Below are 19,226 nucleotides of genomic sequence, written 5' to 3' on the forward strand. Positions count from 1 at the left end.
GACCGCATGCTGTTCATTGCTCACGCCACCCAGCGTCTCCCCGGCTTCATCCGCCCGGCAATACCAGGCATGCGCTATGTGGAAACCGGGGTTCAGCAGTTCAGGCCCAGGACACGGAATCGCTAGCCGGCGAAGGAGGGATCGACCGGACCCTTGAGCTGCGGCGACCAGCCGTTGCCCAATCGCTGGAAGACTCCGTCGGCCGACTGGCCGTAAATCTCTTCCACGCCGTTGCCCGCACTGAGCCACACCAGCCCTGGCCAGGGCGCAAGCTGCTGCGGTTGCCCGGAGGTCAGGGACAGCAGCTCCGGGGTGACATTTTCCGCCGCCGAGCCCTTCATCACTGCAACCGTGGTGTCGCTGACCCAGACTCCCTGGTCCGGGTCACCGGACGTCACCAGGGTTATCGGCGAAGTCAGTTCCTTCGGCGTGCCGTCGGCGTTCCTGATAATCCCCGCAATCTGCACCTTGGATTTGCCGTTCTGTTCCGAAATTACCAGTGCCCGGACGCCTTCGCGGGAGATCCTCAGATCCTTGACGGTCCGTCCGGCCAGCCAGGCCGGCGAGAGCGTCACGGTGGGAACCGCGGCACCCTCGGCCACGCCGATGGGCCGGTACGCCACCACTTCCGTGCCGCCGTTGGCCCCGGGCCCGGCGGCCCACACCCAGTCAAAGAGGCTGAAGGAGGGGTGGGTGATGGTGCTCCGGGTGGTCAGCGCCCGCGCAGGCTGTCCCGGCAGCATGCTGTAGAGCGTCGTCCGGCTCTCGTTGAGGAATGCGACGGTCTTCGATACCGGGGATTCCGCCGGGTACCGGGGTGCGAGCGAGGAAACCGGCTGCATTTCCGGAAGCGGGGACACCCTGTTGTTTTCGTACCGCACCAGCTCATTGCCGCTGACGGCGATCTGCCGGGCAGCCACATTCTTATCCCGCACCGGAGGCAGCACCGAGCCGTTGTCCTCGACCCGCACGAGGTCCTGGTTGGCGCGCAGCTCAACATTGACGACGTCGGGCTGGCTGCGGAAGGTCAGGGCCAGTTGGGTCTGCATCCGGAGCCGGTCCTCCGTGGATGCCTCCGTCAGTTCCTTGGCGCTGAGGTCCACCTGCGCCGCCCCGGAAACAACGGGGACCGATTCGCGCGCAAGTTTGATCCCGGAAGGGAACGCGCTGACCACGGCGCCCCTGAGATAGGGGGCAGGGCCGGCGAGAAGGGCGCTGGTCATCGCCTTGACTGTCTTGTTCTTGATGAACCACCTGACATCAGGCACGGCATAGGTGAAGCTGGGATCGTAAAAGTAGATGGGGTAGGCGCCGTAGATGACCTTGAAGGTTTCCTCCGGGATGGCGGTCCCGTTCGGGATGGCGGAAATCCGCCATTCACCGTCCACCTGCGTGACGGTGGCGGGAATGTTCTCGATGGTCCCGGGCGGGGTCTGGGTGGCGATTCCGTCGACATCCACCGTGTAGGCAACATCCAGCTGGTAGTTGTACACATTTTCGACGCCGGTGCCCACCACCTGGGCTTCGCGGTACACCAGGGCCCGCTGGTCCGGCTTCCACGCCACTGACGCGGCCTGGGTCAGGTACTCGCGGGCGACTGCGTAGTCGCCCTCGTATCCGGTACCGGCCCGGTAGAAGTAATCGATGATGCTCTCCGGAGTCGCTCCGGGCTGCGGCGCCGCAGGGAGGAACACCGGGGCGTTGAGGTTGCCCGCACTGCCCTCTGCACTTTTTCCGACAGGTCCGGAGGTAGGGATACGTGCGCAGGAGGCAAGGAGCAGGACGACGACGGCGAGCAACACAACGGCCCTCAGCCGTCGCCGCGATTCAGGTCCGGTCATGAAGACTCCTTCGATGTGGCTGCCGCCCCGGACCGGGTGCCCTCTGCCGAGGCCGATGCGGTGACGGGCACTGCGGGCCCGGGGTCCAGCACTACCATCCTGTTCTCTTGCGGCACGCCGGGCAGGACGATGTCCTCCGGCTCCAGCTGGACAGGCGAACGGTCGATCTCCTCGCCTTGGCGCAGCGGTATGGTCAGGCGGAAATTGGATCCGCTGCCCTTTTTCCCCCACGCCTGCAGCCACCCGTTGTGGAGCTTGGTGTCCTCCATGGCGATGGACAGGCCAAGCCCACTGCCACCGGTGGTCCTGGCCCGCGCCGGATCGGCCCGCCAGAACCGGTCGAATACCCGGGCAGCCTCGGCCGGAGTCATGCCGATCCCTAGGTCGCGGACGGCGATGCCAACCGCGCCCTGGTTGGCCGCGACAGTGACGGTTACCGGCTTGCCTTCGCCGTGCTCAACTGCGTTGAGGATGAGGTTCCGCAGGATCCTGTCGATCCTCCTGGCGTCCATTTCCGCGACGATCCCCTCGGCGGGCGCCCGGAGGATGATCTCGGACCCGTATTCGGCGGCGACCGGGGCCGCCCCGTCAATGACGTGGGCGACGACCTGGAGGATGTCCTCGGGCTCGGCGTCCAGCATGGCCACACCGGCGTCGAAGCGGGAGATTTCCAGGAGGTCGGCCAGCAGGGACTGGAACCGTTCCACCTGGTTGTAGAGCAGTTCCGCCGAGCGCTTGTTGATGGGATCGAAGTCATGGCGGGCGTCGTAAAGGACCTCGGCGGCCATCCGGACCGTGGTCAGCGGTGTCCGCAGCTCATGCGAGACGTCCGAGACAAACCGCTGCTGCATCTGGGACAGCGTAGCCAGCTTGGTGATCTGCTCCTGGAGGCTGGCGGCCATGTGGTTGAACGAGGCGCCGAGGCGGGCAACCTCGTCCTCCCCCTTGACCACCATCCGCTCCTGCAGCTGGCCGGCCGCGAGCTTTTCCGACACCAGGGCAGCATGGCTTACCGGGCTGACCACGTTCCGCGTGACGTACCAGGCGATGGCGCCGATCATCAGTACCAGCACCGCGCCGCCGGCCAGCAGGACCCCCTGGATTTCGTCCAGGGTCTTCTGGGCGGTGTTGAGGTCATAAATCAGGTAGAGCTCATACACCGTCCCGTTGAACGTCACCTTGTTGCCCACTGCGATGCCGGGCCGGTCCTCGGTCCCCACCGGGATGACGGTGGATGCCCAGTACTGGTCCTTGCCCGAATCCTGGACCGCCTTCCGGAGTTCAGGCGGGATGACACTGACGGTCAGCTGGTCCGACGCCCTTGACTCCACCCACCTGTTCCGGGGCTTGGTCTGCTCCGGCATCGCCTCAAAGACGTACCGGCGCTGGATGACGGAGCCCCGCCCCTCCACCGCGTTCAGGGTGTCGTAGACGAGGGTGATCACACTGGACTGGTCCGTGACCTGGGCGCCGTCGAAGGTGTCCTGGACCTGTTTGACGTTGTAACGGGTCTCGGATTCGGCCTGGGTCAGCCGCTCCTGGAAGAGGTTGTTGGCAATCTGGTTCGATAGATACGCGCCCACAGCCCCGAACGAGGTCACCGCCAGCAGGAGGGTGGTCAGGACGGTCCGGAACTGCAGGGACCGCCGCCAGCGGCGCTGCAGGGACCGGCCCAGATAGCGGACGGCCGGGAAGAAGCGGCTCAGTCCTATCCGGACAAGGCGGGCCACCCGCAGGCCCACAATGAGGGCGCGGCGCCGCCAGATCCTTGCCCGGAACGGCAGCCTGGCCAGTTCGGCTGCCAAGGCATCCGAATGTTCGGGGCCCTTTACTGCGGCCGCACCCGGCTCGCGGTCATCGCCGGGTCCTGAGGGCTCAGGAACCTGCTTTGTAGCCGACACCACGAACCGTCAATACTACTTCCGGGGCTTCCGGATCACGTTCAATCTTCGACCGGAGGCGCTGTACGTGGACGTTGACCAGCCGGGTGTCCGCCGCATGGCGGTAACCCCACACCTGCTCCAGCAGCAGCTCGCGCGTAAACACCTGCCACGGTTTCCTGGCCAGCGCCACCAGGAGGTCAAATTCCAGCGGCGTCAGGGAAATCCGTTCGTCGGCGCGTTTCACGGTGTGGCCGGCCACGTCGATGGTGATGTCCGCTATCCGCAGTGTCTCGGGCGCCTTCTGGTCGCCGGGGCGCAGGCGGGCCCGGACACGGGCCACGAGTTCGGCAGGCTTGAAGGGCTTCGGCACGTAGTCGTCGGCCCCGGATTCGAGTCCGCGGACGACGTCGGACGTGTCCGACTTTGCGGTGAGCATCACGATGGGCACGTCGGATTCCGACCGGATCTGCCGGCACACTTCAATGCCGTCCACCCCGGGAAGCATGAGGTCAAGCAGCACAAGGTCCGGCTTCGACGAACGGAAGATGTCGAGCGCCTGGCCGCCGTCAGCGCAGAAGACCGGCTCAAAGCCGTCATTGCGGAGAACAATTCCAATCATCTCGGCCAGCGCCTCATCATCGTCAACTACCAGAATGCGTGCCTTCATAGTTATATGTTCCCTTATTGAACAGGCTTTGTCCTGCTCAACGCCTTGTACGGCATGGCGAAACACTATGACGCCCGACGCCGGAACTATAGGCTGACAGGACGCGGACAGTGCCGCAACGGGGGAAGGAACAGGTTGTCACACCAGGATCCGAACATGCGGCCGTCGCAGGGCGACGGGCAGTCTTCGTGGGGCCAGCCCGCTGGAGGGCGTCCGCCGCAGAATCCGTCCGGTGGCCCGGCGCCGTGGGGGCGTGCGCCTGTTTGGGGTACACCGCCGGGCGGGCAGCCGGCCTGGGGTACACCGCCGGGCGGGCAGCCGGCCTGGGGCACACCGCCGCCGAACCCCAACGGCGGCCTGCCGCCCTACAACCAGCGCGGCTACGCGGCACCGCCGAAACCCGGCATCGTCCCGCTTCGTCCCCTGATGTTCGGTGAGATCCTGGACGGCTCATTCCAGGCCATCCGGGGCAATGCCAAGGCAATGCTGGGGGCCGCGCTGCTGGTGCAGTCCATTGCGGCAGTGGTGGCTGCGGTCCTCACAACGTTTACCGCAACCTCGGCGGCGTCGATCGAGACCTGGGCGGCAGGGCTGACGGACCAGGATCTGATTTCTTTTGTCCTGTCCTTCGCCGGAGGGATCCTGCTCGTTTCGGTGCTGACGCTGTTCCTGTCCGCGGTGCTCCAGGGCGCCATGGTCGTTCCGTTGGCCCGGGCCGTCCTCAACCGCTCCACCGGGTTCGGACAGATGTGGAAGCTGGCGCGCTCCCGCGTCTGGCCCCTGATCCGCCTCGCCGCCCTGCTGTTCGCCGGCGGCCTGCTCGCGGTGCTGCTCTTCGCGGCCTTGGCCGTGCTGCTGATCAGCACTGTTGGCGCCGCGGGGGCCCTGGTGCTGATCCCCCTTGGCCTGCTGTATGTCCTGCTTTTCATCTGGATCTACATCAAGCTGATGGTTGCGCCGGCCGTGGTTGTCGTCGAAGAACTCGGAGCCCTGGACAGCCTGAGCCGTTCCTGGCAGCTCACGCGCAACAACTGGTGGCGGCTCCTGGGCATCACCCTGGTGGTGAGCATCATGGTGGGCGTCATTGCACAGGTGGTCATGATTCCCGTTTCCCTGCTCTCCAGTTTTTACACCACAGTGGTTTCGCCCCACGGCGGGTCCGAGCAGGCACTGATGACAGCAATCGTCGCGGGCGTGGCCACGGCAGTCATCGGCGCTCTTGTCGGCGCCGTGGGCTTCGCCTTCCAGACCTCGGTCATGGCGCTGCTGTACCTGGATCTCAGGATGCGGTGGGACGGCCTGGACATTGCACTGCTGCGGCAGCTCGAATCGGGTGCCGATCCCGACGGCGTTCCCGGCCGGGGCGTGCCGGTATACCGGACAGGACCCGGGAACGGGCCAGGAAACGGGCAAGGGAACGTCATGGGGAATGGTCCGCGGCCACCATACGGGGCATGGCCGAATGGCCGCTGAACCCCCGGTTTTGCCTGGCCGGGACGAGGCACGCCGCTGGGCCCAGGAGGAACTGGCCAAGCCCGAATACCGTGACGCCTCCCCTGAGTGGCTGGAGGACGTCTGGGCTGGCTTCCTGGACTGGCTTCGCTCCCTGGACGGCGGTTCCGGGGCCGACACACCCGAGGTGGCCCCTTGGATCGGCGTGGCCATCGCCGTCCTCATCGGTGCCGCGGTCATCCTTGCCCGCCCGCGCCTCAATACACGGGCCAAACGGTCCGTGGACATGTTCGACGCCGATCCGGCAGTCACAGCCACGGCGTACCGTGGGCGGGCGGCGGCTGCAGCCGCCGCCGGGAACTGGAACGCCGCCGTCGTCGACTGCTTCCGGGCACTGGTGCGCACCGCCGAAGAGCGGAACGTTCTGGACCCCCGGCCGGGCCGGACCGCGGACGAGGTGGCACGGGAACTGGCCACGCCCTTCAGCCCGGAGGCCCGGAATCTTGTCCAGGCCGCCCGGATGTTCGACGGGATTCGTTACGGCAACGAGTCCGCTGACCGCTCGGCCTACGCCGCGATGCTGGAGCTGGACACGGCCTTGGGCTCGCTGAAACCGGAAAACCGACACGTCCCTGGCGAGTTCGAGATTGCCGGCCGCGCCGACGCGGAGGCTCCGCGATGACGCAGGACATCCAGGCGGACGCGGGCTCCTGGGTCCGGCGGCACCGCGGTTGGGCAGTATCCGGGCTGGCGGCCGCCATCGGACTCGCCGTGATTGTTGCGGGCCAGCTCGCTCCCAAGGGTGACGCGTTGCCGTTGTCCGTTCACAATGCGGGCCCCGACGGCGCGAAAGCGGTCAGCCGGATCCTGGGCGCCCACGGAGTATCGGTGAAGGACGTGGGTTCCTTCGACAGCGCGGCCGCGGCGCTCGCAGACAGGCCAGGAGCCACCCTGCTGCTGTACGACCGGAGCGGATTCCTGGAAGGCTCCCAAGTTGCTGCCCTGAGCTCAGCCGCAGAACGGGTGGTGCTGGTGACGCCCCGCCTGGGCACCCTGACGGCGCTCGACGCCGGCATCAGCCAGGCAGGTGTGGTGCCGGATTCGGCACCATTGCTGGAACCCGGCTGCGGCCTCCCGGACGCAGCGGCAGCCGGGCCAGTCTCCGGTGAAGCCGGCTTCCTGTACGACGGCGGCACGGTCTGCTACCGCCCGCCCGGCAGCGCCGCCGGGCTGCTCGCCTCCACCGACGGCGGCGCGGTCACCGTGCTGGGAAATAGTTTTGCCATCAGCAACCGCGCGTTGGCCCAGGACGGCAACGCGGCGCTGGTCCTGCGGACCCTGGGCAAGGCCCGTGACGTGGTCTGGTATCTGCCGGGGCTCGGCGATGCCGGCGCAGCGGAGCCTCCGCAGACTCTTGACGAACTCGCCCCGGACTGGGTGTCCTATCTGGGACCCTGGCTCATCTTCGTGGCCGTCCTCGCCATGGTGTGGCGCGGGCGGCGGCTGGGTCCCCTTGTTTTTGAACCGCTGCCGGTGGTGGTCAAGGCAGTGGAAACTGCCGAGGGCCGGGCACGGCTCTATCATGACGCCCACGCGCTCGGCCGGGCCCGGGACAACTTGCGCGCGGGCACGCTGGTCAGGCTGGCGCAGGTTCTGCGGCTGGGCGCCGGTGCAACTGCCGACGACGTCGCAATGGCGGCAGCGCGGCAGCTGGGCCGGCCGGTTGCAGACATCAGTGCCCTGGTCAACGAGCGGCCGGGAACTGAAGCAAGGCTGGTGCAATGGTCACAGGCACTGGAGAAACTAGAGAATGAGGTCAGGACCCGATGAACGAATACCCCCGTGCCCAGCAAATCCTCGGTTCCGAGCGGCTATTCCCGGATGGCCGGCACCAGCCTTCCGGACACCAGCACGATCCTGCGCGCCAGGCACTGCTGGATGTCCGCCACGAAGTGGCCAAGGCCGTGGTGGGCCAGGACGCCACCGTCACGGGAATGCTCATAGCGCTGCTATCGGACGGGCATGTGCTCCTTGAGGGCGTCCCGGGTGTCGCCAAGACGCTGCTGGTCCGCGCCCTTTCGGCAGCGCTGAGCCTTGACACCAAGCGGGTGCAGTTCACACCGGACCTGATGCCCGGCGACATTACCGGTTCCCTGGTCTATGACTCCCACACTTCGGCTTTCAGCTTCCGGGAGGGTCCGGTCTTCACGAACATCCTGCTCGCTGACGAGATCAACCGCACACCGCCAAAAACCCAGGCATCCCTCCTGGAAGCCATGGAAGAGCGGCAGGTCTCCGTGGACGGCGTGTCCCGTCCGCTGCCGTCACCCTTCCTGGTGGCGGCAACCCAGAACCCCGTTGAATACGAGGGAACCTATCCCCTGCCCGAGGCCCAGCTGGACCGTTTCCTGCTCAAGCTGACCATGCCGCTGCCAGGCCGGACGGACGAGGTAGAGGTGATCCGGCGGCACGCGGCCGGCTTCAACCCGCGCGATCTGGACGCGGCCGGCGTCCGCCCGGTGGCCGGTGCCGAGGACCTTGAACGGGCGCGGCGGGCCGTGGCGGCTGTCGCCGTCGAACCGGAAATCATCGGCTACATCGTGGACCTGGTGCGCGCCACCCGGCAGGCGCCGTCCTTCCAGCTGGGCGTCTCCCCCCGCGGCGCAACAGCCCTGCTCAATACGTCCCGCGCCTGGGCCTGGCTGTCGGGGCGGAGTTTCGTCACGCCCGACGACGTCAAGGCACTCGCGCTGCCGTGCCTGCGACACCGGGTTGCCCTGCAGCCTGATGCGCAGATGGATGGAGTGCGCGTGGACGACGTCCTGGGCAGCATCCTGGCCTCCGTAGCAGTCCCCCGCTGATCCGCCTCCGCGATGGCCCTCTCCGGACGTTTCGTGGTGCTCGCCCTCGTGGGGCTGGTGCCTGTCCTGCTGCTGCCTGGCTGGGGAACGGTCCTGGCCGTGCTGTGTGCCCTCACTGCCCTGCTTTGCCTGGACCTGTCACTGGCAGCTTCACCCCGGACCCTTGCCGTCCGGCGGGCCGATCCCGGCAACGTCACCCTTCATGGGTCAGCGGTTTCCGTCCTCACCGTGGCCAACAACGGCCCGCGCCGCCTCCGGGCAACCATCCGGGATGCCTGGCAACCCTCCGCCGGTGCCCAGGACCCGGTCCAGGAACTCCAGGTGCCCGACGGCGAGAGCCGCCGCATGAGCGTCCGGCTCCAGCCCGCCCGCCGCGGTGACATGAAGGCTCCGCACGTTACTGTGCGCTCCCATGGGCCCCTGGGACTCGCAGCACGCCAGCGCACAATCACCTGCCCCGGCGTCCTGAGGGTGCTGCCGCCCTTCCATTCGCGGAGGCACCTGCCGTCCAAGCTCAGGAAGCTCCGTGAACTGGACGGCAAAGCCGCGGTGCAGATCCGTGGTGCAGGCACTGAATTCGATTCGCTCCGGGACTACGTCCGCGGAGACGACGTCCGTTCAATCGACTGGCGGGCAACCGCCCGGCGCTCCGCCGTCGTGGTGCGCACCTGGCGCCCGGAACGCGACCGCCGGGTGGTGATCATGCTGGATACGTCCCGGACCTCGGCGGCGAGGATCGGGGACGAGCCGCGGCTGGACACGGGAATGGAAGCGGCGCTGCTGCTGGCGGTGCTCGCCGAACGCGGCGGCGACCGGGTGGACTTCCTCGCCTATGACCGCCGCCAGCGCGCCAGGGCAGGATCCGCCACCTCCGGAAACCTTCTGGGCCAGCTGGTGCAGGCGATGGCTCCGCTTGAGGCAGAGCTGATCGAACTTGACTGGTCCAGCATCCCCGGCCAGATCCGGGCGGTCTCCGCCCACCGGTCCCTGGTCGTCCTGCTGACGTCGCTGGACGGCGGGGCACCGGAGGAGGGGCTCATTCCCGTTGCTGCGCAGCTGGCGCGGCAACACGTTGTGGTGGTGGCCGCCGTCCGCGATCCCATGTTGGGGCTGATGCTCCGGGAACGAACGAACGCCACCGACGTCTTCCGGGCGGCATCGGCCGAACGCGCGCTCCTGGAACGGGCAGCCGTCGCGGCCGAGCTCCGGCACCAGGGAGTGGAAGTGGTAGATGCGGAACCGCACCAATTGCCTCCGCAGCTGGCCGACATGTACATCCGCCTGAAGGCTGCCGGTAGATTGTGAACCAACCACGGCTCGTCCGGCGGTACCGTCCAGGAGGTCAGCAATGAACGATTCCATCTACAAACAGGCATTGGGCGACGACTTCCACCGGCTGCAGCCTGAACTCCAGGAGTATTTCTCCCTGGTCCCCGGCTCCGGACACTACGGAGTGGGTGAAGGCGTCTTCGACGTGGTGGGCTGCCGGCAGGCGTGGCTGAGGCCGCTGCTGAAGCTCACTTCCGGGGAAGAGGCATTCTTCCCCGAATACGGCGAGAACATCCCGTTCAGGATCGAGAACCACGCCCACGAGGATCCGTTCGGTCGTTCCAGCCTGACTGCCCGGCGCGAGATCCGCTTCCCCGGCCACAGCCGGATTTTCCAGGACACGACCACCCTGACAGAGTCCGCCGACGGGCCGCGGCTGGTGGACTACCTTGGCAGGTTCCGGCGCATGGTGACGGACCTGAATGTCAGCGTGACAGACGAAGGGAGGCTGCGAGGAGTTTCTGAAGATTCCCGGCTCTTCCTTGGCCCCCTCCGGATGCCGCTGCCTGCAACTGTTGACGCGAAGGCCTACGCCGAACAGTGGTGGGACGCAGACGCGGGAGAGCAGGGGAAGCACCGGATCCAGGTCAAGGTCATCCAGCCCCAGATCGGCCAGGTGCTGGTCTATGCGGGCAGTTTCACTTACCGCCTCCGCCCGTACCTCGGCGGCACCGCGGCGGAGAGTTTCCTGCCCCGCTACGCCCAGCCGGACCGGTGGGAAAGCCGGCTGTAGAGGCTAGCCGTGGGCCTGCTGGTTCAGGCCGTCGGCCACCTGGGCAAGCCGCGCAAGGACCGCGGTGGCGGTGGACGGGGTGTGGCGGGCCAGTCCCTCAGACGGGGTCACCCGCACAAGGCCCAAGGACGCCGCCGGAAGGCCCAGCTGGCGCCACGGCCGCCACAGCGCGTCCACGGCGTCGGCAACCCTGGGCAGGGTGCCGTTGCTGAGGTCCAGGGCGCCTGCCCAAAGCCGCTTGCCTGCTTCAACTGCCGGGGCCAGCTGCTCCCACTGCCGTGTTGTCAGGGCTTTCAGCGGAACGGCCACTCCGTCCGCTCCGGCAGCCGTTATCCGTTCGATCGGCGCCTCGACTTCAGGGACCGAGATAACGACCTCGGCAGCCCCGGCAGCGCGGAGGGCCTCGATCACCAGCCGCCAGGCTTCGGTGACCTCCTGGCCACTGACGGCCCGCAGCGTGCGGTAACCGCTCGACGTCGGGATGGTGCCGGCAAGCACGGCTGCGATGTCAGGCTCGTCGAGCTGGACCACCAGCCGCGCGCCGGGAACCGCGCTTGAGACCTTGGACAGGTGGCTGTGGACGCCTGCCGCCAATGAGGCCGCAATGTCCCGGCGGGCTCCGTAATCCAGCAGGGCACGTTCGCCGTTGTGCAGGTGCAGCCCGGCCGCGAGGCTGAGCGGTCCCATCAGCTGGAGCTTGATTTCGGCGGCAGGGGTCTCCTCCGTGCCGGCTACGTCAGCCAGGACGTTGATGTCAGTTGACAGCGCAGAGGCGGCCCGGCGGAAATCCTTCCCCGGACGGTCCACCAGGCGCCAGCCGTAGGGCTGGACATCAACTGCCAGCTCTACCAGAAGCGACGCAGTCCGTCCCAGGGTATCCGAACCGACGCCGCGGTCCGGAAGTTCTGCCAGAAACGGCATGTGCGGGCTGCCGAGCTCACCGCGGATGATGCGGGCGGCCTCCACGGGGTCCTCCCCCGGCCAGGGACCCAGCCCGGTGGCGGTTACTTCCACTCTGCGGCAGCCTGGTGGTCCTCGGCGATGGCCTCGTGGTGGCGGATGACCTCGCCGATGATGAAGTTAAGGAACTTTTCCGCAAAGGCGGGATCGAGGTGGGCGTCCTCTGCCAGCCTGCGGAGGCGCGCGATCTGGGCTGTTTCGCGGCCAGGGTCCCCCGCCGGGAGCCTGTGTGCGGCCTTGAGGAAGCCCACTTTCTGGGTGGCCTTGAACCGTTCGGCCAGCAGGTAGACGAGGGTGGCATCGATGTTGTCAATGCTGGACCGGATGGACAGCAGTTCCGCCATCACCGAATCGTTCACCTGGCCGGCCAAGGAGCTCGCGGCTGGATCGAAAGTGTCGGTTTCGGGACCATCGTGGTTTTGCTGCGTCATGATCCAAGTCTATGGGCAGCTGCCTTGCGGGGCCCGCTCTACGTCCCTGCACGCTCACACGTGACGCAGACCGGGCCCCGCAAACAGCCCCTGGTGACCGGCTTAAGTGGCCAGCAGTGCCCGGTGCGCCTCGCGCCGCCGCGCCTGCTCGTCCGGATCAGGGACCGGAAGAGAGGCGATCAGCCGCTTGGTGTAGTCGTGCCGGGGCGCACCCATGACCTGGCTGCCGATCCCCTGCTCCACCAGCTTCCCCTTGTAGAGGACACCGATCCATTCCGAGAGGATGTCCACCACGGCGAGGTCGTGGCTGATGAACAGCGCGGCAAACCCAAACTCGGCCTGGATCTCCTTAAACAGTTCCAGTACCTTCGCCTGCACGGAAACGTCCAGGGCCGACGTCGGCTCATCCGCGATCAGGAGCCTCGGGTTGAGGATCAGTGCCCGTGCCAAGGAGGCCCGCTGCCGCTGCCCGCCCGAGAGCTCGTGGGGGAACCGTTCAGCGTACGACGCCGGCAGCTGCACTGATTCGAGCAGATCGGAAACGCGTTTACGCGCCTGCGCCGGGCTGGGGTTGGTGTGGATGATCATGGGCTCTGCCACGCAGTCGCCGATGGTCAGTTGGGGGTTGAATGACGCGGCCGGATCCTGGAAGACAAAGCCGATGTCCTTCCGCAGCGGTTTGAACGTCCGCTCCTTCATGTTCAGCATTTCGTAGCCAAGCACCTTCAGGCTGCCTCCCGTGGTCCGGTTCAGGCCTGCGATCGCCCGTCCGATGGTGGTCTTCCCTGAGCCGGATTCTCCCACCAGCCCGAAGACCTCACCTTCCGAGACGGTGAAGCTGACCCCGTCCACGGCCTTGAACGCGGGGGCTCCCAGCCGGCCGGGGTACTCGATGGTCAGGTTGGTTGCCTCCACCAGCACTGGCGAGCCCTGGTGGGCGCGTTCCTTCAGTCCTTCGGAGGCCGAGTTCCTGCCCAGGTGCGGCACAGCGGCCAGCAGCTTCTTCGTGTAGTCCTGTTTGGGTTCCGCGAACAGCGCCCGCACCGGCGCTTCCTCCACGACGTCGCCCTGGTACATCACCACGACCCGGTCAGCGAGGTCGGCCACCACCCCCATGTTGTGGGTGATCAGCACGATCGATGTTCCGTATTTGTCGCGGAGGTCCCTCAGCAGCTCCAGGATCTCCGCCTGGACGGTGACGTCCAGGGCCGTGGTGGGCTCGTCCGCCACAATCAGCCCGGGGTTCAGGGCCAGGGCGGCGGCGATCACCACACGCTGTTTCTGGCCGCCGGAGAACTGGTGGGGGTAGTAGTTGACCCTATGCTCAGGATCCGGGATCCCCACTTTGCGCAGGGCCTCGATGGCACGGGCTTTGGCCTCCTTGGCCGAGACCCGCTTTCCGCCCGGGCCTCCGGCGTGGGCCCGGATACCTTCGGCAATCTGCCAACCCACGGTGAAGACGGGGTTCAAGGCGGTGGAAGGCTCCTGGAACACCATGGCCACGTCGCGGCCACGGATCTGCCGCAGTTTCGAGGCGCTGACGCTGATGACGTTGTTTCCGTTAATCAGGACGGCTCCCCCGCTGGTGGCGGTCTCCGGGAGCAGCCCAAGGATGGTCTTGGCCGTGACGGTTTTGCCGGAACCCGATTCGCCCACGATTGCCAGGACCTCGCCGGAACGGACGTCCAGGCTGACGTCCTTGACCGCGTAGACGTCGCCGCCGTCCGTGGCGAACGTGACCTTCAGGTGGTCGATTTCCAGGACATTTCCGGTGCCGTTCCCGGCGCCCAGTTCGATGATCTCGGGACCGCTCATGCCGGCACTTCCTTTTTCTTCGTCACGCCTGTGGCCTTGCCTTTGGCAGCGGAACCTGCCCGTTTGCGTCCGCGCAACCGGGGATCGTTGAGGTCATTCATGCTCTCCCCCACCAGTGTCAGTCCCAGGACGATGAGCACGATTGCTGTGCCCGGGAAGACACCCGTCCACCAGATGCCGGAAGACGCATCGGACATGGCCTTGTTCAGGTCGAAGCCCCATTCCGCCGCAGAGCTGGGTTCGATGCCGAAGCCCAGGAAACCCAGGGCGGCCAGGGTGAGGATCGCTTCGGAGGCGTTGAGCGTGAAGATCAGCGGGAGTGTGCGGGTCGCGTTGCCGAAGATGTGCCGGCCGATGATCCGTGCGCTGGAGGCACCAACCACCTGGGCGGATTCCACAAACGGTTCCGCCTTGAGGCGAATGGTCTCAGCCCGGATCACCCGGAAGTACTGCGGCACAAACACGGCAGTGATGGCGAACCCGCAGGCGAGGATGCCGCCCCAGAAACCGGACTGGCCCTTGTTGACGGCAATCGATACCACAATGGCCAGCAGGAGCGTGGGAAAGGCATAGATGGCATCGGCGATCACTACCAGGATCCGGTCCAGCCAACCACCGAAGTAGCCACTGATCAGGCCAAGGAAGACTCCGAGGAAAATGGCCATGAGGACAGCAACAGCGATCATCGTCACCGCCGTCTGGGAGCCCCAAATGACCCTGGACAGCACGTCGTAGCCGCCCACGGTTGTGCCCCACAGGTGCTTGCCACCCGGCCCGGCCTGCGCAGGGAACGTCCCGGCGTCGTCGGAGATCTGCGAATAGCCGTAGGGCGCGAGCAGCGGCGCAAAAAGGGCGGTCACCAGGAACACCGCGCACAATACGACGCCGATCAGCAGCATGGTGCGCTGCAGGCCGACGCTGCGCCGGATGTGGGACGAGACGGGCAGTCTGTCCAGCAACGGCTTCTTTTTTGGCGTAAATGCTTCCGCGCTCATCAGTACCTCACCCGCGGATCAATCAGGGCCGCGGCAATGTCCACGACGAAGTTGGTGACCGCCACGATAACGGCCAGAAGCATGACGATGCCCTGGACGGCGACAAAGTCGCGCGCCGTAAGGTACTGCGCCAGCTGATACCCGAGGCCCTTCCATTCGAAAGTGGTCTCCGTCAGCACTGCACCGCCCAGCAACAGGGCGATCTGGAGGCCCATGACGGTGATGATGGGGATCAGTGCAGGCTTGTAGGCGTGCTTGGTCACCAAGCGGTATTCGCTGACCCCGCGGGACCGCCCTGCCTCTACATAGTCCTTGCCCAAGGTGCCGATCACATTGGTCCGGACCAGGCGGAGGAAGACGCCGGCGGTCAGCAGTCCCAGGGCAACGGCCGGAAGAACTGCGTGGTGGACGACGTCACCGAAGGCTGCAAGGTCGCTGCTGCGCAGTGCATCAAGCCAGTAGATGCCGGTTGGCGCCGACAGTCGGGCCATCGCCAGCTCGGTGGTCGTGGAGGCACGGCCGGCCACAGGAAACCAGCCCAGGCCAACGGAAAAAGTGAGCTTCAGCAACAGGCCCGCGAAGAAGACGGGGGTGGCGTAGCACAGGATGGCGAAGAAGCGCAGCAAAGCGTCCGGGACCTTGTCGCGTTTTTGTGCCGCGACCATTCCCAGCGGGATACCTATCAGCAGCGCCACAACCAGGCCGTTGACGGCCAACTCCAGGGTGGCGGCGCCGAATTTGGTGAGCATCTCAACCACTGGCCTGCCGTCTGAGATGGTGCGGCCAAAGTTGCCGGTGATGATCTGGCCAAGGTACTCGAGGTACTGGATGAACAGGGGCCGGTCATAGCCGGCCTGGCGGACCAACGCATCAATCTGCTCTTGCGGCAGGCGGCCGCCCTGGGCCGCCGTGATGGGATCGCCGGTGATCCGCATCAGGAAGAAAACCAGGGTGACGAGGATGAAGATTGTCGGAAAGATCAGCAGGAAGCGGATCAGGATGTACTTCCCGAGGCCACCTCCCGCGGATTTGGATTTGGGCGTCGCAACCGTTGGCGGCGGCGCATCAATTAATGTGGCCATGCTGTCCCTGCTTGTTTTGGAACGAGGAAAATGTGGGAACGCCTGGGAGGCAGGGCCAGCCGGCCCCACCTCCCAGGTTGATGCTGTGGAATTACTTGGAAACCTGCCCGAGCCGGAACTTGAACGAGGCGTCCAGGGTGGAATCCACGCCCTTCACGTTTTTCCCTGAAACGGCCACCTGGGCGCCCTGGAGCAGCGGCAGCGTGGAGATGTCCTTGGCCAGCAGGTTCTGGACCTCCTGGACCTGCTTCTCACGCTCGGACTTGTCAGCGGTAACCAGTTGCTTGGCGATCAGCGCTTCGACGTCCGCGTTGGAGTAGTGGTTGTTCATGAAACCGCCCTTGAGGAAGAACGGTGTCAGGTAGTTGTCCGGGTCGCTGAAGTCGGGGAACCAGCCCAGCTGGAAGACCGGGTAGCTGTCCTTCTTCGAAGCCGAGTTGTAGGTGACCCACTCAGTGGACTGCAGGTCCACCTTGAACAGTCCGCTCTTCTCCAGCTGGTCCTTGACCATGGCGTATTCGTCACCGGATGACTTGCCGTAGTGGTCCGGGTTGTACTGCAGCTTGATGGTCACCGGGGTGGTGATGCCGGCGTCGGTCAGGGCCTTCTTGGCCTTGTCCGGACTGGGCTTGCCGGAACCGTCCCCGTAGGCCTGTTTAAAGGATTCGTTGGCGCCCAGGAAACCGGAGGGCACGTTGGACCACATGGGCAGGTAGGTGCCCTTGTAGACCTGGTCCGAGATCGCCTGGCGGTCGATGAGGTTGGCCGCGGCCTGGCGGATGGCCAGCGCCTTCTTCGGATCCGCTTCGGGCGTCTTTGCACCGAAGGGCATGGTGTCGAAGTTGAAGACGATGTAGCGCATCTCGCCGCCCGGTCCGACGTTGACGGTGACGTTGGAGTCTTTCTTGAGGTCGTCGATGTCGGTGGCACTGAGGCTGCGGTTGGCGACGTCGATCTGTCCGCCCTTGACTTCCAGCTTCATGTTGGTCTGATCGGTGTAGTACTTGATCGTTGCGCCGGCGTTGGACGGCTTGCCCAGAACACCCTTGTAGTCCGGCCATGCCTTCAGGCTGACCAGCGTGTTCTTGCTGTAGGAGTCGATGACGTACTGGCCGTAGAAGGCGTTGGCCTTAACAATTTCCTCGTCGCTGAGGAGCTTGTCCGCCGGGAAGACTTCATCGTCAACAATGGGGCCGGCCGGGCTCTGCAAGATCTGGGCGAACGTCTGGTCATTGGCCTGCTTGAGCGTGAACACCACCGTGGTTGCGTCCGGGGTGGCGATTGACGCGATGTTGGTCAACAAGGATGCCGGGCCGTTGGGATCCTTGATTTTGACCTGGCGCTCGAACGAGAATTTGACGTCCTTGGAATCCAGGACGTGTCCATTGGCCCACTTGAGGCCGCTCTTGAGCTTGACGGTAAATTCCGTGGGCTTCGTGAAAGTGGACGATTCCGCGAGGTCCGGGACGGGCTCCGCGCCGCCTGGCTTCGAGTTCAGCAGGAACGAGTAAACCTGGTTCATCACCATGAACGAACCGTTGTCATACGAGCCTGCCGGGTCCAGAGCCGTGACCTTGTCGGTGGTGCCGTACGTTATGGTGCTGCTCGCCGTGGCACCGCCTGTGGTGCTGGTTCCGCCACCGCCGGAGGGGCCCGTGCAGGCAGTCAGTGCGAAGGCGGAAACGCCTGCGAGCGCGATTGCGCTCCGCAAGGCTCTAGTGCTCTTGTTCATCTGTGAACTTTCTGTTCGATGAGTACGCGCTCGCCGCCCGCTTAGGGGTGTATAACTCGAGCGGGCAGCGCGCTGTCCTGATGCGTAGATTCAATCAGACGCCGGGCTCATCAACCGGCTTTTTAGTGAGTTGAGACACAAAATTTACCTGAAAGGTGTTGTGCCCTGCCTAAAGTTCGGCGCGCTGCAGCGACCGTGCGGCGTCGATGGTGGCCTGGCCAAGCACGCGGCTGCCCTGGTAGAGGACGACGGTCTGGCCTGGAGCAACACCCCGGAGCGGGTCGGTCAGGGTCACCAGCAGCTGGGGAGCATCCTCGCCGGGAACCGGCACCATGCGGGCGGTTGCCGGCACCGGGTCACCGTGCGCGCGGACCTGCGCATGGCAGTCAAACTGCGCCCCGGTGGCGATCTCGGCGATGGGCAGGCCGGCCCAGGACACCTTGATGCCGCGGATCTCGTCTATGGCCAGCAGCGCCTGCGGCCCGACGACCACCTTGTTCTCCTTGGGCCGGATCTCCAGGACGAATCTGGGCTTGCCGTCCGCTGCGGGCGTGCCGAGCTTCAGGCCGCGGCGCTGGCCGACGGTGAACGCGTTGGCCCCAGGGTGCTCCCCCACCTTCGAGCCGGTCTCGTCCACGATGTCCCCGGTGGTCATGTCGATCTTCTCGGCGAGCCAGCCGGCAGTGTCGCCGTCGGGGATGAAGCAGATGTCGTGGCTGTCCGGCTTGTTGGCCACTGACAGTCCGCGGCGCTCGGCCTCGGCCCGCACCTCCGCCTTGGAGGGAGTATCGGCCAGCGGGAACATGGAATGCTTGAGCTGCTCGTGGGTCAGCACGCCCAGGACGTAGCTCTGGTCCTTGGCCCAGTCCGCTGCACGGTGCAGTTCAGGGTTGCCCTCGGCGTCGGTGATCACCTTGGCATAGTGTCCCGTGCAGACGGCGTCGAAGCCCAGGGCAATGGCCTTCTCCAGCAGTGCGGCAAACTTGATCCGCTCGTTGCAGCGCATGCAGGGGTTGGGCGTACGCCCGGCAGCATATTCGTCGATGAAGTCCTGAACGACGTCTTCTTTGAAGCGCTCAGAGAAGTCCCAGACGTAGTAGGGGATGCCCAGCACATCACAGGCCCGCCATGCGTCGCGTGAGTCTTCGATGGTGCAGCAGCCGCGGCTCCCTGTCCGCAGGGTGCCAGGCATCCGCGACAGCGCAAGGTGAACGCCGACGACGTCGTGTCCGGCTTCGACGGCACGTGCTGCGGCAACGGCGGAGTCGACTCCACCGCTCATGGCTGCTAAGACTCGCATGCTGGCTTTCTTTTGGGGTCGGGGGCTGCAGGTACCGAGGGCGGGCTGCCATTCAGGCGTTCGCACAGATAACACAATGCCTGCCGCACTATTGTATCGGCACGCCGAATGCTCCCCCAAAAGACCTTGACTGCGCCGGCCGTCA

At 65.8% G+C, this 19,226-nt stretch carries 16 protein-coding genes; 6 read left to right on the forward strand and 10 right to left on the reverse strand.

What is annotated here, in order from left to right:
* Nucleotides 1-122: 122 nt before the first annotated feature.
* From ABIA70_RS02465 to mtrA, 3 genes are all read right to left on the reverse strand, one after another.
* Nucleotides 123-1,841 (reverse strand): LpqB family beta-propeller domain-containing protein, encoded by a 1,719-nt coding sequence (locus ABIA70_RS02465; RefSeq protein ID WP_354146010.1) that lies wholly within the window; start codon nt 1,839-1,841, stop codon nt 123-125.
* Entirely contained in the window at nt 1,838-3,583 is a 1,746-nt protein-coding gene (mtrB, locus tag ABIA70_RS02470; RefSeq protein WP_502917169.1) for an MtrAB system histidine kinase MtrB, read from the reverse strand. The genes ABIA70_RS02465 and mtrB overlap by 4 nt, the downstream gene beginning before the upstream one ends.
* A gap of 133 nt (nt 3,584-3,716) precedes the next feature.
* On the reverse strand, nt 3,717-4,391 hold the full coding sequence (gene mtrA / locus ABIA70_RS02475; protein WP_354146011.1) for an MtrAB system response regulator MtrA: 675 nt from the start codon (nt 4,389-4,391) through the stop codon (nt 3,717-3,719).
* A 156-nt stretch (nt 4,392-4,547) separates the two neighbouring features.
* Between mtrA and ABIA70_RS02480 the strand changes: the two genes are divergently transcribed.
* Genes ABIA70_RS02480 through ABIA70_RS02505 form a run of 6 tightly spaced genes read left to right on the forward strand, consistent with a single transcriptional unit; the run spans nt 4,548 to nt 10,766 of the window.
* Nucleotides 4,548-5,864: a DUF7847 domain-containing protein gene (locus ABIA70_RS02480; RefSeq protein WP_354146012.1), complete on the forward strand. Its 1,317-nt coding sequence runs from the start codon at nt 4,548-4,550 to the stop codon at nt 5,862-5,864.
* A complete protein-coding gene (locus ABIA70_RS02485; RefSeq protein WP_354146013.1) occupies nt 5,854-6,525 on the forward strand; it encodes a DUF4129 domain-containing protein in 672 nt (223 codons plus the stop codon). Before ABIA70_RS02480 ends, ABIA70_RS02485 begins: the two co-directional genes overlap by 11 nt.
* Nucleotides 6,522-7,673, forward strand: coding sequence for a DUF4350 domain-containing protein (locus ABIA70_RS02490; protein WP_354146014.1), 1,152 nt, complete (start codon nt 6,522-6,524; stop codon nt 7,671-7,673). Before ABIA70_RS02485 ends, ABIA70_RS02490 begins: the two co-directional genes overlap by 4 nt.
* Nucleotides 7,670-8,704 carry an AAA family ATPase gene (locus ABIA70_RS02495; protein ID WP_354146015.1) on the forward strand — a complete coding sequence of 345 codons (1,035 nt, stop codon included), beginning with the start codon at nt 7,670-7,672 and terminating at the stop codon, nt 8,702-8,704. Before ABIA70_RS02490 ends, ABIA70_RS02495 begins: the two co-directional genes overlap by 4 nt.
* A gap of 12 nt (nt 8,705-8,716) precedes the next feature.
* The gene (locus ABIA70_RS02500; protein WP_354146016.1) at nt 8,717-10,009 is read left to right on the forward strand and encodes a DUF58 domain-containing protein; all 1,293 of its coding nucleotides are present in this window, start codon (nt 8,717-8,719) and stop codon (nt 10,007-10,009) included.
* Between the two features lie 43 nt (nt 10,010-10,052).
* On the forward strand, nt 10,053-10,766 hold the full coding sequence (locus ABIA70_RS02505; protein WP_354146017.1) for a DUF4166 domain-containing protein: 714 nt from the start codon (nt 10,053-10,055) through the stop codon (nt 10,764-10,766).
* Between the two features lie 3 nt (nt 10,767-10,769).
* Here the strand turns inward: ABIA70_RS02505 and ABIA70_RS02510 are convergent, their stop codons facing one another.
* From ABIA70_RS02510 to mnmA, 7 genes are all read right to left on the reverse strand, one after another.
* The gene (locus ABIA70_RS02510) at nt 10,770-11,780 is read right to left on the reverse strand and encodes a uroporphyrinogen decarboxylase/cobalamine-independent methonine synthase family protein (RefSeq protein ID WP_354146018.1); all 1,011 of its coding nucleotides are present in this window, start codon (nt 11,778-11,780) and stop codon (nt 10,770-10,772) included.
* Nucleotides 11,771-12,157, reverse strand: coding sequence for a chorismate mutase (locus ABIA70_RS02515; protein WP_354146019.1), 387 nt, complete (start codon nt 12,155-12,157; stop codon nt 11,771-11,773). The genes ABIA70_RS02510 and ABIA70_RS02515 overlap by 10 nt, the downstream gene beginning before the upstream one ends.
* A 102-nt stretch (nt 12,158-12,259) precedes the next feature.
* A complete protein-coding gene (locus tag ABIA70_RS02520) occupies nt 12,260-13,972 on the reverse strand; it encodes an ABC transporter ATP-binding protein (RefSeq protein WP_354146020.1) in 1,713 nt (570 codons plus the stop codon).
* The gene (locus ABIA70_RS02525) at nt 13,969-14,967 is read right to left on the reverse strand and encodes an ABC transporter permease (protein ID WP_354146021.1); all 999 of its coding nucleotides are present in this window, start codon (nt 14,965-14,967) and stop codon (nt 13,969-13,971) included. Before ABIA70_RS02525 ends, ABIA70_RS02520 begins: the two co-directional genes overlap by 4 nt.
* Nucleotides 14,967-16,049, reverse strand: a complete 1,083-nt coding sequence (locus tag ABIA70_RS02530; RefSeq protein WP_354146022.1) for an ABC transporter permease — start codon at nt 16,047-16,049, stop codon at nt 14,967-14,969. The genes ABIA70_RS02525 and ABIA70_RS02530 overlap by 1 nt, the downstream gene beginning before the upstream one ends.
* Nucleotides 16,050-16,140: 91 nt before the next feature.
* On the reverse strand, nt 16,141-17,781 hold the full coding sequence (locus ABIA70_RS02535; protein WP_354146023.1) for an ABC transporter substrate-binding protein: 1,641 nt from the start codon (nt 17,779-17,781) through the stop codon (nt 16,141-16,143).
* Between the two features lie 169 nt (nt 17,782-17,950).
* Nucleotides 17,951-19,081, reverse strand: coding sequence for a tRNA 2-thiouridine(34) synthase MnmA (mnmA, locus tag ABIA70_RS02540; protein WP_354146024.1), 1,131 nt, complete (start codon nt 19,079-19,081; stop codon nt 17,951-17,953).
* Nucleotides 19,082-19,226: the final 145 nt, after the last annotated feature.

The sequence above is a fragment of the Arthrobacter sp. 754 genome (assembly GCF_040548695.1).
Taxonomy (GTDB): domain Bacteria; phylum Actinomycetota; class Actinomycetes; order Actinomycetales; family Micrococcaceae; genus Arthrobacter.

Excerpts from the sequence above, each read along its gene's own strand:
- ABIA70_RS02465 (WP_354146010.1), bottom strand. The coding sequence starts at position 1,841 with ATGACCGGACCTGAATCGCGGCGACGGCTGAGGGCCGTTGTGTTGCTC.
- mtrA (WP_354146011.1), bottom strand. The coding sequence starts at position 4,391 with ATGAAGGCACGCATTCTGGTAGTTGACGATGATGAGGCGCTGGCCGAG.
- ABIA70_RS02480 (WP_354146012.1), top strand. The coding sequence starts at position 4,548 with ATGCGGCCGTCGCAGGGCGACGGGCAGTCTTCGTGGGGCCAGCCCGCT.
- ABIA70_RS02485 (WP_354146013.1), top strand. The coding sequence starts at position 5,854 with ATGGCCGCTGAACCCCCGGTTTTGCCTGGCCGGGACGAGGCACGCCGC.
- ABIA70_RS02490 (WP_354146014.1), top strand. The coding sequence starts at position 6,522 with ATGACGCAGGACATCCAGGCGGACGCGGGCTCCTGGGTCCGGCGGCAC.
- ABIA70_RS02495 (WP_354146015.1), top strand. The coding sequence starts at position 7,670 with ATGAACGAATACCCCCGTGCCCAGCAAATCCTCGGTTCCGAGCGGCTA.
- ABIA70_RS02500 (WP_354146016.1), top strand. The coding sequence starts at position 8,717 with ATGGCCCTCTCCGGACGTTTCGTGGTGCTCGCCCTCGTGGGGCTGGTG.
- ABIA70_RS02505 (WP_354146017.1), top strand. The coding sequence starts at position 10,053 with ATGAACGATTCCATCTACAAACAGGCATTGGGCGACGACTTCCACCGG.
- ABIA70_RS02515 (WP_354146019.1), bottom strand. The coding sequence starts at position 12,157 with ATGACGCAGCAAAACCACGATGGTCCCGAAACCGACACTTTCGATCCA.
- ABIA70_RS02520 (WP_354146020.1), bottom strand. The coding sequence starts at position 13,972 with ATGAGCGGTCCCGAGATCATCGAACTGGGCGCCGGGAACGGCACCGGA.
- ABIA70_RS02525 (WP_354146021.1), bottom strand. The coding sequence starts at position 14,967 with ATGAGCGCGGAAGCATTTACGCCAAAAAAGAAGCCGTTGCTGGACAGA.
- ABIA70_RS02530 (WP_354146022.1), bottom strand. The coding sequence starts at position 16,049 with ATGGCCACATTAATTGATGCGCCGCCGCCAACGGTTGCGACGCCCAAA.
- ABIA70_RS02535 (WP_354146023.1), bottom strand. The coding sequence starts at position 17,781 with ATGAACAAGAGCACTAGAGCCTTGCGGAGCGCAATCGCGCTCGCAGGC.
- mnmA (WP_354146024.1), bottom strand. The coding sequence starts at position 19,081 with ATGCGAGTCTTAGCAGCCATGAGCGGTGGAGTCGACTCCGCCGTTGCC.